Here is a 12,962-nt window from a genome sequence, read left to right on the forward strand (position 1 = left end):
AGGGCCTGCCGGTGGAACGGGTCGCACGCGCGGCTGGCACCATCAGCTACGAGCTGCTGACGCGCGTGGCGGACCGCCTGCAGCCGGCGCGCTGATACACTGTCGCATCCCGGATTCCAGGGAAACACTGATTAATGTACACACTCGCGTTGGCACCCCAGGTTTTCCGAGACAAGGCGCGTCGTGCAGCGGGTAGTGGTTCTACCCGCAAGCGGCGCAACGCAGGATCGGGGAACCTGGGGTGCCAACCCCACAACTTAATGAACGAAGGGGCTCGGCCGCTTTTGCGCGCGTTCGGCGTTGCGGCTCCCTTGTGCAGAATGACTGCACGGCAGTCGCCGCGCCTTGTTCGCACGCAAAAGCGACTCGAGCGCGAGCGTGTACATTAATCAGTGTTTCCCTAGGATGCCGCGATGACCGACTTCGATCCCGACCCGTTCGACCCCGCGCCTTTCGACCGCGAGCCTTTCGACCCCCGGGACTACGACCCGCAGACCGTAGCCATCCGGCACGGCTACCAGCGCACGCCGGAGGGCGAGCACTCCGAGGCGATCTTCCCGACCTCCAGCTTCGTATTCGGCTCGGCCGCGGAGGCCGCCGCACGCTTCGGCGGGGAGGTCCCCGGCAACATTTACTCGCGCTTCACCAATCCGACCGTGCGCACCTTCCAGGACCGCCTGGCGGCGCTGGAGGGGGGCGAGGCCTGTGTGGCCACCGCCTCCGGCATGTCCGCGATCCTCGCGACCATGATGGGGCTGCTGAAGGCCGGCGATCACGTGGTCTGCTCGCGTTCGGTGTTCGGCACGACCACGGTGCTGTTCAACAACTACCTCGGGCGCTTCGGCGTCGAGGTGACCTACGTCGAGCTGTCGAACCTCGAGGCCTGGGAGGCCGCCACCCAGCCGAACACCCGGCTGTACTTCTGCGAGACACCCTCCAACCCTCTGGGGGAGGTGGTGGACATCGCCGCGCTGGCGGAGATCGCGCATCGCCATGATGCGCTGCTGGCGGTGGACAACTGTTTCTGCACGCCGATCCTGCAGCGCCCGCTGGATCTGGGCGCCGATATCATCATCCACTCCGCGACCAAGTTCCTCGACGGCCAGGGCCGCTGTCTGGGCGGCGCGATCGTCGGCGACGCCGAGCGCGTGGGCAAGGACGTCTACGGCTTCCTGCGCACCGCCGGCCCGACCCTGTCGCCATTCAACGCCTGGGTGTTCCTGAAGGGGCTGGAGACCCTGGCCCTGCGCATGCGCGCCCACAGCGAGAATGCCCTGACCCTGGCGCAGTGGCTGCAGGCCCACCCGAAGGTCACGGCGGTGCACTACCCGGGGCTTGCGGACCATCCGCAGCATGCGATCGCGAAGCGCCAGCAGAGCGGCTTCGGCGGGGTGCTGAGCTTCGAGGTCGCGGGCGGACGCGAGGCGGCCTGGTCGGTGATCGACGCAACAAGGTTCCTGTCGATCACCGCGAATCTGGGGGATACCAAGAGCACCATCACCCACCCGGCCACCACTACCCACGGTCGTGTGGACCCGGACAGGCGCGAGGCTCAGGGCATCACCGAGGCCTTGGTGCGGGTCGCCGTGGGGCTGGAGGCGGTCGCCGACATCCAGCGTGACCTGGCCCGCGGGCTCGACGCGCTCTGACGCGGTCGCCGGATCGACCGCACGGATATGTCCAGACCCGAGCCCGGTGATGTCCGTCCGAAGCCGCGCCGGCGTCCGCGCTGGCGGATCCTGCTGACCGTTGTCATCGGGTTTCACCTGCTGGGGTTCCTGTCGTCGCTGGATGCGCTGATGTCCACGCGGACGCCGCAGGGCGCGGTGGCCTGGATCGTGTCGCTCAACACCGTCCCCTATGTGGCCGTGCCGGCCTACTGGGTATTCGGCGCCAGCGAGTTTCGTGGCTATGTGGTCGCGCGCCGCGACGAGGATTCCGCCCTGGCGCGGGCGTTGCAGCCGAAGACCGAGGAGCTGTGGTCGCACCAGTACATCGCCGAGGAACCCAGCAAGCACCTGGACGGGGTGCAGCGGCTGGCGCGCTGGCCGTTTCTCCATGGCAACGAGGTCGAGCTGCTGGTGGATGGCGAGGTGGCCTTCGACAGTATCTTCGAGGGAATCGAACAGGCCGAACGCTACCTGCTGGTGCAGTTCTATATCGTGCGCGACGACGCGATCGGGCGCGAACTCCAGCGGCGGCTGGTGGAGCGGGCGCAGGACGGGGTCGAGGTCTACTTCCTGTATGACGAGATCGGCAGCTACCGCCTGCCCGGGAGTTATCTGGACACCCTGCGCGAGGCGGGGGTGCATGTGCAGCACTTCCACTCCACCCGCGGGCGGGGCAATCGCTTTCAGCTGAATTTTCGCAACCACCGTAAGATCATGGTCGCCGATGGCGAACAGGGTTGGGTCGGCGGCCTGAACGTGGGGGACGAGTATCTCGGGCGGGACCCGAAGATCGGGCCCTGGCGCGATACCCACCTGCGGATCGAGGGGCCGGCCGCCCTCGCCCTGCAGTCGGTGTTCCTGGAGGACTGGCACTGGGCCACCGAAGACATCCCGGAGCTGGAATGGCAGCCGGCGATGATGGCGGACGACGGCGTCCCGGTGCTGATCCTGCCCTCCGGCCCGGCCGACGAGTTCGAGACCGCCAGCCTGATGATGCAGCAGGCGATCCACGCGGCCGAGCGGCGCATCTGGATCGCCAGCCCGTACTTCGTGCCCGACGAGGGCGTGCAGGGCATGCTCAAGCTGGCGGCGCTCAGTGGCGTCGACGTGCGCGTGCTGATCCCCGAGGTCACCGACAACCCGCTGACCACGCATGCGGCCTACGCCTTCCTGGGCCCGCTGCTGGATGCCGGCGTGCGCGTCTACCGCTATCAGGAGGGCTTCCTGCACGGCAAGGCCTTCGTGGTGGACGACATGGGTGCGGCGGTGGGGACCGTGAACCTGGACAACCGCTCGTTCCGCCTGAACTTCGAGGTCACCGCGCTGGTGATGGATCCGGGGTTTGCCCGCGAGACAGCGCGCATGTTCGAGGCGGATTTCGCCCGCTCGCGCGAGATGACCCGGCAGGACGTGGACGATCTCCCACTGTGGCGCCGCGTGGCCGCGCGGGCCGCCTATCTGCTGGCGCCGGTGCTGTAGGCTTTTGGGCAGTGGTCGGTAGGTTTGATCTGTGTCATGTGCAGGCGCCGCGCCAGTGCTAGACTTGCACGGAATATGCCGCTTATAGGCCTGCCCGTGTCGCGAGCCCTGCACCATTTGCTGAACCTGCTGATCGTCGCCGCCCTGTTGCTGGCGCCGATCGCCGGTGCCGGGATGATGCACGGCAATGTCGCGGACAACATGACCGCGGCGGACCACTGCGCGGGTGAGGGTGCCGGATCGCTGTCGGAACCCGTGCCGCTGGACCTTTTCCCGGACTTCGTGATCCAGGCCGAGCCCTCGGCCTGCGAGATGCCCTGTGCGGTCTGTGGTGCCTGCGGGGTCCCGGCCCTGCCTTCACCTGCTGGCATGCCGGTCACCGCGGCTGCACCCGTTCTTGCCTCCCTTCCCGTCGCCATGGGCCCCGGTACCCCCGTGGCACCGGATCTGCGCCCACCCCTCTGAGTCCTCCCTGGTCGGGGTTCCGCCCGGCCACGGGTGATCGTGGATCACCCATGCGGTGAGCGGTGTCGCACATCGCAGTTGTCACTATGTCCTTGGGAGGACTACACCATGATGCATGGACAAGGTTTTGGCTGGATGACGGGGCTCGGCTTCGGCCACGCTCTGGCCCACTGGCTCTTCTGGATCGGGATCCTGTTGCTGCTGGTTCTTGGGGTCGCGGCCCTGATCAAGTATCTGTTCAGCAATCGTTAAAGGAATCGCACGATGACGACGGAAGCGAAGCCGGCGGATGCCCGCGAGGCGGTGGTGATCGTCCCCGGCATGGGGTCGGACCACTGTGCGGGGATCGTGCGCGCGGCGCTGGAGAAGACCCCGGGCGTGGCCTCGGTGGGGACCAATATCGCCCGCCACCGGGTGACGGTCGGATACGACCCCGAGCAGGTGGACCCGCAGGGGTTGCGGGCCGCCGTGGAGGGGGCCGGCTACGACGTCGCCCAGGTCGAGGGCGCGGCGGGCGGGGCCGGCGCGGTACGCCTGGTGGTGCCCGGCATGGGTTCGGATCACTGCGCGGGGATCGTGCGCGGTGCGATCGAGAAGCTGGACGGGATCCAGGCGGTGCGCACCAACATCGGCGATCACCGTGTGACCGTAGAACCCGGTCCCGGCGGCCCCGACGCCGAGGCCCTGCGCGCCGCAGTCGAGGGGGCCGGCTATGACGTGGCGGCGGTGGAGACCGAGGAAGCCGGCAGCGAGGCGGACGACGCCGAGATTGACGCGGCCTATCTGAAGCAGGCCTGGCGCCGGCTGTGGATCGCGATGATCCCGACCATCGCAATCATGGCGTTGATGATGCCGCACATGTTCTGGCAGGAGATCCCCGGCTATCTCCTAATCATCGCCGTGCTGGCCTTCCCGGTGGTGTTCATGGCCGGGGGTGCGGCCACCCACCGTTCGTCCTGGCGCGCGCTGAAAAGCGGCAGCCTGAACATGGACGTGCTGATCTCCATGGGCTCGCTGCCGCCCTATTTGCTGGGGCTGATCGGCTTCGTCTACCCGATGACCTCGTTCATCGAGATGGCCGCGACCATCATGGCCTTCCACATGCTCGGGCGTTACCTGGAGTACCGGGCGAAGGGCGAGGCCTCCTCCGCGATCCGCAAGCTGCTGGATCTGGGCGCGAAGACCGCCCGGGTCGAACGCGACGGCGAGGAGGTCGAGGTGCCGGTGAAATCGCTGCAGGTGGGCGAGGTGATGATCGTGCGCCCCGGCGAGAAGATCCCTACCGATGGCGAGGTGGTCGCCGGCGAGAGCACGGTGGACGAATCCATCGCCACCGGCGAGTCGGTGCCGGTGGACAAGGGCGAGGGCGATACCGTGCTCGGCGCGACCCTGAACCAGCAGGGGCGGCTGAAGGTGCGCGCGACCCGCGTGGGGGCCGACACCTTCCTGTCGCAGGTGATCCGTCTGGTGAACGAGGCCCAGGGCTCGCGGGTGCCGGTGCAGGAGCTGGCAGACCGCATCACCGCGCGTTTCGTGCCGGCGGTGCTGGTCATCGCGCTGGCCTCGTTTGCGGCCTGGCTGGCGTTCTCCGGGGCGCTGCAGCCGATCCTGATCTGGGGCGAGGGCTTCCTGCCCTGGGTCGACTCGGAGCGTCCCCCGATCGTGCTGGCGCTGCTGGCGGCGATTGCCGTGCTGGTCATTGCCTGCCCCTGTGCGCTGGGGCTGGCCACGCCCACCGCGCTGATGGTCGGCTCCGGCATGGGGGCCGAGCGCGGGGTGCTGATCCGCTCGGGCTCCGCGATCCAGACGCTGAAGGACATCCGCGTGATCGTGCTGGACAAGACCGGGACCATCACCCGCGGGCAGCCGGCATTGACCGACGTGATCGCGGCCGAGGGCTTCGATGACGCTCGCGTGCTGCAAGCGGCCGCGGCCGTGGAGGCCGGCTCCGCGCACCCGCTGGCCGAGGCCATCGTGCAGGGCGCGCGCGACCGGGAGCTGGCGATCGCCGAGGTCGACCGGTTCCAGTCGCACACCGCGCGCGGGGTAGAGGCTCGTCTCGACGGAGAGCGTGTCCTGGTCGGCAGCCAGCGGCTGCTGGAGGAGCAGGGCCTGGATCCGTCCGGCCTGCTGGAATCGCTGCGGCGGCTCGAGGATGCCGGCAAGACCGCCATGCTGGTGGCCATTGGCGATCGACCGGCCGGCATTGTCGCGGTCGCCGACACGCTCAAGGAAGAGTCGCAGGCCGCCATCGAACAGCTGCATGCCCTCGGCATCCGCTGCGTGATGGTCACCGGCGACAACGAGCGCACCGCCAACGCGGTGGCCGCGCAGGTCGGGATCGACGAGGTCCGCGCCGGCGTGCTGCCGGAGGGCAAGGTCGAGGCGATCCGCGAACTGCAGGCGGAGTACGGCGACCACGTGGCGATGGTGGGCGACGGCATCAACGATGCCCCGGCGCTGCAGCAGGCGAACGTGGGCATCGCGATTGGGGCCGGCGCGGACGTCGCCATCGAGGCCGCGGACGTCACCCTGGTGCGCGGCGAGCTGACCAAGGTGGTCGAGGCCGTGCAGCTCTCGCGCATGACCTTCCGCAAGATCGTGCAGAACCTGTTCTGGGCCTGGGGCTACAACTCCGCGGCGATCCCGATCGCCGCGGCCGGCCTGCTGCACCCGATGATCGGCGTGATCGCGATGACCGCCAGCTCGCTCTCGGTCATCGGCAACTCCATCCTGCTGCGCCGCACCATGCCCAAATCACAAGGAGAACAATCATGAAACGACGCCAGTTTCTCGGGCTGGCCGCGGCGCTGCCCGTGGTCACCACGTTTGGCGGCTGGACCCTGTTCAACCATGCGGTCTCCGCCCCGCGTTTCGACAACACGCTGTTCCTGCCCGGGGGTGACGGTGCGTTTGCGGTGCTCGCGCCCGATGCGCCGTTCACCCTGGTGGCCGAACAGGGGTGGTTGCCGGTACCGGGCCGCAGCGAGACGCCGTTCCTGTGGTATCGCACGCAGGTGAACGGTGCCGACTATCAGAATCCGATCCTGCTGCTGCGCACGGGCGACGAACTGGACGTGACCCTGGACAACCAGCTCGACGAGGGCACCATCATCCACTGGCACGGCCTGCATGTGCCGGGCCGGGAGGACGGGCACCCGATCCATACGGTCGACCCCGGGGAGCAGTACGAATACCGCTTCAAGGTGACCAACCGCGGCGGTACCTACTGGTATCACACCCATGCCCACCACCGGACCGCGCGCCAGGCCCACCAGGGACTGGCCAGCTTCCTGCTGGTCGGGGATGACGACAACGACGCCCTGAACGAGGCCCTGGACCTGGAGCTGGGCAGCACCGATCTGCCGCTGGTGCTGCAGGACAAGCGCTTCGACCGGCTCGGGCATCTGGTGTACCAGCCGAACCCGATGCAGGGGATGATGGGGTATCTCGGGGACGAGGTGCTGGTGAACATGACACCGTCCGCCAGCCACGAGGTCGAGCGTCGCATCCATCGCCTGCGCCTGCTGAACGGCTCCACCGCCCGGATCTATCGCCTCGCGCTGCGGGCCGATGGCGAGGCGGTCCCGTTCCAGGTCATCGGCACGGACGCGGGTCTGCTGGAGTCGGCCCGGGAGGTGGACGAGGCCTTCCTGTCACCGGGCGAGCGTCTGGAGGTGCTGGTCGACTTCGCGGCCTTTGCCGGGGGCGACCGGGTGGAACTGCACAGCCTCGAATTCGACCCGATGGCCGGCGGCGGCATGATGGGCCGCGGTGGCATGGGAGGAGGCATGGGCGGCGGTGGCATGGGCCGGATGATGGGCGGCGCAATGCACGACGGCGACCCGCTCGCGCTGCTCGAATTCGTGGTCCGCGAGGGCGAGGCCGTGGCCGCCCGGGTGCCCGAGCGCCTGTCACGGATCGAACCCATCGACGTCACGGATGCCAGGGAACGGGACATCCGCCTGGACATGGCCCCGATGCAATGGCGCATCAATGGCGAGGTCTATGACCCGGACCGCGTGCCGATCGAGGTGGATGCGAACACGAAGGAGGTGTGGGTCATCCGCAATGCGGACCACAGCATGCCGCATCCGATGCACATCCATGGCTTCTCGTTCCAGGTCTTGTCGCGCTCCGGCGGCCCCGATTTCGTGCGCGAACAGGCGGTCAACGACGACGGGCTGACGGTCGCGGATCTCGGCTGGAAGGACACGGTCCTGCTGTGGCCGGGCGAGACCGTGCGCATCGCCATCGACTTCACACACGACTACGATGGCGACCAGCTCTACGTGTTCCACTGCCACAACCTGGAGCACGAGGACAACGACATGATGGTGAACGTCCGCGTGCGTGCCTGATGGCACGCCTGCACGTACAGGGAGATCCATGGACACGACACCGCGACCGGAGGCGGACCTCTACAGGGCGGCCGGGGCCGCCCTGCTGGAATCCGATCCGGAGGCCAAGTGCGAGCGCGTGCTGGCGCTGATGGACGCCTGGTGGTCCGGTGCGACGGCGCCAGCCACGGCGCCACCCCCGCGGCGCCTGGAGGTGCCCGGCCGCCCCGAGCGTCCGGTGCTCGTGCATCCGCGCGAGTTGCCGCGGCGCGGGCTGCACAGCACGGCCGGGCGGGTAGCCCTGGTGCACGCGGTCGCGCATATCGAGTTCAACGCGATCAACCTGGCGCTGGATGCCGTCTATCGCTTTCGCGACATGCCGGCACCCTTTGTCAGCGACTGGCTGCAGGTGGCGGCCGAGGAGGCGCGCCATTTCCGGCTGTTGCGTGCGCGGCTCCACGAGCTGGGGGCGGACTACGGCGACCTGCCGGCCCACAACGGGCTGTGGGAGGCCGCACTCGCGACCGACCACGACGTGATGATCCGCATGGCCCTGGTGCCGCGCGTGCTCGAGGCGCGCGGGCTGGACGTGACCCCCGGCATGATCGAGCGCCTGACGGCGGCGGGCGATCATGTGACCGTGGCGCTTCTCGAGATCATCCAGCGCGAGGAGGTCGCCCACGTGGCAATCGGCTCGCGCTGGTTTCGCGAGCTGGCCCATGCACGCGGGCTCGATCCCGAGCCGCTGTTCCTCGAGCTGCTGGCCGAGTACATGCCGGGCCGCGTACGCCCGCCCTTCGCCCACGCCGCCCGCCGCGCCGCCGGCTTCACCGACTCCGAGATGGCGCAACTGGAGGCCCAGGCCGCCGCCGAGCCGTCGCCATAGCCCCGACCGCCTGCCTTGATGAGGCTGGTCCTGGTTCGGCATCCGGTGTTTACGGTGGTTTCGGCTCGCATACTGCCATGCGCTGTCTCGCCAGCGCGCCGCGAGGTACTTCTTTGCTCGTGCAAAGAAGTACCCAAGAAACACGCCCGACTGCCGCGACCCCGGCCCGCTATGCGGGCCGGGGTTTCCCTCGCTCCGAGGGTTTTCGCGGGCGGCGCTGAAACTCGCTGCGCCTCCGGCTTCGCTCAGACAGTCAGCGCCTCTCTTCCCGCGAAAACCCTCTCCACTCGGCGCGACGACAACGGGGGTGAAGGTCAAGACAACGGCTGTCCCAACGATTGTGCTTACGGATGGAGGCTAGGTCTTCGGACATCTTCGGCACGCGCGGCCTGCGGCCATAGCGTGCCGCGCCCGCAAGCGGGCGCCAAGGGTAGGATGTCGATGAGCGCAGCGAATCGCATCAGGGTGGCCCCGACGTTGGAACGGTGCGTTTCGCTGTGCTCAACCGCACCCTACGGCGTTGGAGTTGGGCGAAACGTTGGGGAATGGCTCTTGTTCTGACCTTATCCCCCCGTATGAAGCCCCTTGCGGAAGGGCCCTCGGGACGGAAAAGAGGCGCTGACTGTCTGAGCGAAGCCAAAGGCGCAGCGAGTTTCAGCGCCGCCGGCCCGAGGACCCTGGAGCAAGGTTCCCGGGCGGAATCCGGGTGCCCTTCTTTGGGTACTTTCTTGGGCAAGCAAGAAAGTACCTCGGGGCGCGCTGCCGAGACAGCGCATGGCAGGCGGCCGGCCGAAGGCACGTAAACACCGGATGCTGAACCAGGGCCAGCCACAACAAGGTAGGTGGTCCGACGAACCCACCATAAACACCGACGACGAACCAGGCCCAGCCGTACAACGGCGCGAAGCGCGTGGTTCAGGCGTGCAGCAGGTGCGCCGGGTAGAGCGAGCCGTCCAGCTCGCGCAGGACGGGGCCGGTCGCCGCGACTTCCAGGTAGCCCGGGTGCTCGTCCCAGGCCGGGAGCACGCAGCGCTGGCGGGGCTGCCCGTCGACCGTCAGGTCGTGGATCGCGGGGCGGTGGGTATGGCCATGGATCATCAGCGGGACATCGGCGTCGCGGAAGGTATCCGCTACGGCGTCGGCATTCACGTCCATGATCGCGTCGGCCTTCATCCGGCTGTTGTCACGACTGGTGGCGCGCATGGACTCCGCCTGCCGGATGCGTTCCTCCAGCGGATGGGCCAGGAAGGCCCGCTGCCATTCGCCGCCGCGCACCTCTTGGCGAAAGGCCATGTGCTCGGTGTCGTCGGTGCACAGGGAATCGCCATGCAGCAGCACGGCCGGCCCGCAGGGCAGGGCCGCATGCAATGGCTCGGGCGCCAGCTGCATTCCGGCGCGCGCGGCATAGTCCGGACCCACGAGAAAATCCCGGTTGCCATGGATGAAGGCGACCGGGATCTCGAGTGTCTGCAGGGCCTCGGCGAGCTGTTCGGCGGCCGGGAAGCCGGCGTCATCGCCGACCCAGTATTCGAACAGGTCGCCGAGGATGTACAGCGCCGAGGCGTTGCGCGCCGGTCCCTTCAGGAAGGCGAGTGTGGCCTCCAGCAGGGGGCCGGGCTCGCGATCCAGGTGCAGGTCGGAAATGACCAGGGCCGGCGCGCTGGAAGCCACGGGGTGGCTCAGTCCTCGACGCGCTTCACGCTTTCCATCACGACCGGCTCCTGCGGCACATCCTGGTGCATACCGGAACGCCCGGTGGGCACGGACTCGATCTGGCGCACGACGTCCATGCCCTCGGTCACCTTGCCGAAGACCGCATAACCCCAGCCCTGCGCATTCGGGGCCGTGTGGTTGAGGAAGTCGTTGTCGTTCACGTTGATGAAGAACTGCGCGGTGGCCGAGTGCGGATCCTGGGTGCGCGCCATGGAGATCGCACCCACCTCGTTCTTCAGGCCGTTGTCCGCCTCGTTGCGGATCGGCTCGCCGGCGGACTTCTGGCTCATGTTCTTGTCGAAGCCGCCGCCCTGGACCATGAAGCCCGGGATCACGCGGTGGAAGATCGTACCGTCGTAGAAGCCGTCATCCACGTAGGACATGAAGTTGGCGACCGTCTCCGGGGCGGCTTCGGCGTTGAGTTCCAGCACGATGCGGCCATGGTTGGTTTCGATCGCGACCTGCGGATTGGTATCGGCCATGGGGGCTCCTGAAAGCAGTAGGGCAAGAAGGGCGGTGGCCAGCACAATGCCGAGCCGGAAACGGGATCGCTGCACGGGACTGGCCCTCCGGATGAATGTCGGGCGGCCATGGTACCCGGCAGGCGGGGTGCCTGCCAGCAACGCTACTAGGGAGACGCTGATTGAATCGCGCGTCCGCGTTGGTGCCCCCTGTTTTCCGAGACAAGGCGAGCCGTGCAGCGGGTAGTGGTTCTACCCGCAAGCGGCGCAACGCAGGATCGGGGAACAGGGGGCACCAACCCCACCAGCCATCGAAATCAGGGGCTCGGCCGCCCGTTGTTATCAAAAACGGGCGCGCACAGCGTTGCGGTTCCCTTGTGCAGAATGACTGCACGGCAGTCACCGCGCCTTGTTCGCACGCAAAAGCGACTCGGCGCGGACGCGCGATTCAATCAGCGTCTCCCTAGGGCCACGGCCGGCCCGGCTGGTGGCCTGCGGGGTGCTCCGCTACCATGCGCGCGATGACGACACCGCCGACCAAGACCCGTTTCGCGCCCAGTCCCACCGGGCTTCTCCATCTCGGCAACGTGCGCACCGCGTTGTTCAGCGCGCTGTTCGCCCGCTCGCGCGGCGGGCACTTTCTGCTGCGGATCGAGGACACCGACGCCGAGCGCTCGCGCCCGGAGTTCGTGGCCGCGCTGATGCGCGACCTGCGCTGGCTGAAGCTGGACTGGGACGAGGGCTTTGACGCTGGTGGCGATGCCGGACCGTATGCCCAGTCCGAACGCGGCGGGATCTTCGACGGCTATTACCAGCAGTTGATCGAAGCCGGTCAGGCCTACCCCTGCTTCTGTTCGCCCGCCGAGCTGGAGCGGGGGCGCAAGCGCATGCGCGCCCAGGGCAAGCCGCCGCGCTATCCGGGGACCTGTGCCCACCTGAGTGCGGAGGAGGCCGAGCGGCGCTTGGCCGAGGGGCAGAAGCCGACCCTGCGCTTTCGTGTGCCGCTGGGCCGCACGGTCCGTTTCGAGGACGGGGTGCGCGGGCCGGTGAGTTTTCGGACCGACGAGATCGGCGATTTCGTGATCCGCCGCTCCGACGGTACGCCCGCCTTCTTCTTCTCCAACGCGATCGACGACGCCCTGATGGGCGTAACCGACGTGGTGCGCGGGGAGGACCATATCGCCAACACCCCGCGCCAGATGCTGCTGCTGGAGGCGCTGGGGCTGACGGCGCCGGCCTATCACCACCTGCCGCTGGTGATGGGGCACGACGGTGCGCCGCTGTCCAAGCGCAATGGCTCGGCCAGCGTGGAGGATCTGCGTAGTGCGGGTTACCTGCCGCTCGCGATACTCAACCATCTCGCACGCCTCGGGCACCGCTACGAGTCGGACGAACTGCTGAGCGATGAGGAACTGGCCACCGGGTTCAGCCCGGAGCGTATCGGTCACAGCGCTGCGCGCCACGATGCACAGCAGCTGGAACACTGGCAGGCCGAGGCCCTGCGACAGCTATCCGATCCCGATCTGCTGGCCTATCTTGAGGGCTTCGATGTGTTCGGGGAGGTGCCGGCGGACCAGCGCCCGGCACTGGCGGGGTTGTTGCGTGACAATATCACCCGTGCCGAGGACGCCCGTATCTGGGTGGAGGCCTTTGCCGCCGATCCGGCCCCGGTGAGCGAGGCGGCCGCCGCCGAGTTGCAGCAGGCGGGCGCGGATTTCTACCGCGCCGCCCTGGATGCCCTGGACGAGGCCGAGGATTTCCCGACCCTGGCCAAGGCCGTCGGCGCGGCGACGGGTGCGAAGGGGCGCAAGCTGTTCATGCCGCTGCGCGCGGCCCTGTCCGGTCAGGCCCATGGGCCGGAACTGCCGCGCATCTTCGAGTACCTGGGGCGCGAGCGGGTGCGTGCGCGCCTGCAGTCCGCGCTTGAGCAGGCGGGCTGAAGGGGCCT

Annotated in this window: 10 protein-coding genes; 8 read left to right on the forward strand and 2 right to left on the reverse strand. The window is 68.2% G+C overall.

The features are described from left to right. The first annotated feature begins 413 nt into the window (after positions 1-413). The 7 genes from C995_RS0103670 (at position 414) to C995_RS0103700 (ending at position 8,840) form a co-directional block, all read left to right on the forward strand. The gene (locus C995_RS0103670; RefSeq protein ID WP_018863647.1) at positions 414-1,649 is read left to right on the forward strand and encodes an O-succinylhomoserine sulfhydrylase; all 1,236 of its coding nucleotides are present in this window, start codon (positions 414-416) and stop codon (positions 1,647-1,649) included. Positions 1,650-1,676: 27 nt separating this feature from the next. Beyond that, positions 1,677-3,149: a cardiolipin synthase gene (cls, locus tag C995_RS0103675; protein WP_018863648.1), complete on the forward strand. Its 1,473-nt coding sequence runs from the start codon at positions 1,677-1,679 to the stop codon at positions 3,147-3,149. A 96-nt stretch (positions 3,150-3,245) separates the two neighbouring features. Then, entirely contained in the window at positions 3,246-3,614 is a 369-nt protein-coding gene (locus C995_RS0103680; protein WP_018863649.1) for a hypothetical protein, read from the forward strand. 108 nt (positions 3,615-3,722) lie between these two features. Continuing rightward, positions 3,723-3,866, forward strand: coding sequence for a hypothetical protein (locus tag C995_RS14305; protein WP_018863650.1), 144 nt, complete (start codon positions 3,723-3,725; stop codon positions 3,864-3,866). 12 nt (positions 3,867-3,878) lie between these two features. Beyond that, positions 3,879-6,392 carry a heavy metal translocating P-type ATPase gene (locus C995_RS0103690; RefSeq protein WP_018863651.1) on the forward strand — a complete coding sequence of 838 codons (2,514 nt, stop codon included), beginning with the start codon at positions 3,879-3,881 and terminating at the stop codon, positions 6,390-6,392. Then, positions 6,389-7,975 (forward strand): multicopper oxidase family protein, encoded by a 1,587-nt coding sequence (locus C995_RS0103695; protein WP_018863652.1) that lies wholly within the window; start codon positions 6,389-6,391, stop codon positions 7,973-7,975. Before C995_RS0103690 ends, C995_RS0103695 begins: the two co-directional genes overlap by 4 nt. Before the next feature lie 28 nt (positions 7,976-8,003). After that, positions 8,004-8,840, forward strand: a complete 837-nt coding sequence (locus tag C995_RS0103700; protein ID WP_018863653.1) for a ferritin-like domain-containing protein — start codon at positions 8,004-8,006, stop codon at positions 8,838-8,840. A 915-nt stretch (positions 8,841-9,755) separates the two neighbouring features. Here C995_RS0103700 and C995_RS0103705 read toward each other — a convergent pair. Beyond that, positions 9,756-10,511: a UDP-2,3-diacylglucosamine diphosphatase gene (locus tag C995_RS0103705; RefSeq protein ID WP_018863654.1), complete on the reverse strand. Its 756-nt coding sequence runs from the start codon at positions 10,509-10,511 to the stop codon at positions 9,756-9,758. An 8-nt stretch (positions 10,512-10,519) separates the two neighbouring features. Then, on the reverse strand, positions 10,520-11,035 hold the full coding sequence (locus C995_RS0103710; RefSeq protein WP_018137548.1) for a peptidylprolyl isomerase: 516 nt from the start codon (positions 11,033-11,035) through the stop codon (positions 10,520-10,522). Positions 11,036-11,526: 491 nt separating this feature from the next. On the opposite strand from C995_RS0103710, the gene gltX reads away from it, so the two are divergent. Then, positions 11,527-12,954, forward strand: a complete 1,428-nt coding sequence (gltX, locus tag C995_RS0103715) for a glutamate--tRNA ligase (RefSeq protein ID WP_018863655.1) — start codon at positions 11,527-11,529, stop codon at positions 12,952-12,954. Positions 12,955-12,962 lie beyond the last annotated feature (8 nt).

This window comes from Thioalkalivibrio sp. ARh3 (assembly GCF_000377265.1).
Taxonomy (GTDB): domain Bacteria; phylum Pseudomonadota; class Gammaproteobacteria; order Ectothiorhodospirales; family Ectothiorhodospiraceae; genus Thioalkalivibrio; species Thioalkalivibrio thiocyanoxidans.

Coding starts and splice junctions, on each gene's coding strand:
- C995_RS0103670 (WP_018863647.1), top strand. CDS start 414: ATGACCGACTTCGATCCCGACCCGTTCGACCCCGCGCCTTTCGACCGC.
- cls (WP_018863648.1), top strand. CDS start 1,677: ATGTCCAGACCCGAGCCCGGTGATGTCCGTCCGAAGCCGCGCCGGCGT.
- C995_RS14305 (WP_018863650.1), top strand. CDS start 3,723: ATGATGCATGGACAAGGTTTTGGCTGGATGACGGGGCTCGGCTTCGGC.
- C995_RS0103690 (WP_018863651.1), top strand. CDS start 3,879: ATGACGACGGAAGCGAAGCCGGCGGATGCCCGCGAGGCGGTGGTGATC.
- C995_RS0103695 (WP_018863652.1), top strand. CDS start 6,389: ATGAAACGACGCCAGTTTCTCGGGCTGGCCGCGGCGCTGCCCGTGGTC.
- C995_RS0103700 (WP_018863653.1), top strand. CDS start 8,004: ATGGACACGACACCGCGACCGGAGGCGGACCTCTACAGGGCGGCCGGG.
- C995_RS0103710 (WP_018137548.1), bottom strand. CDS start 11,035: ATGGCCGATACCAATCCGCAGGTCGCGATCGAAACCAACCATGGCCGC.
- gltX (WP_018863655.1), top strand. CDS start 11,527: ATGCGCGCGATGACGACACCGCCGACCAAGACCCGTTTCGCGCCCAGT.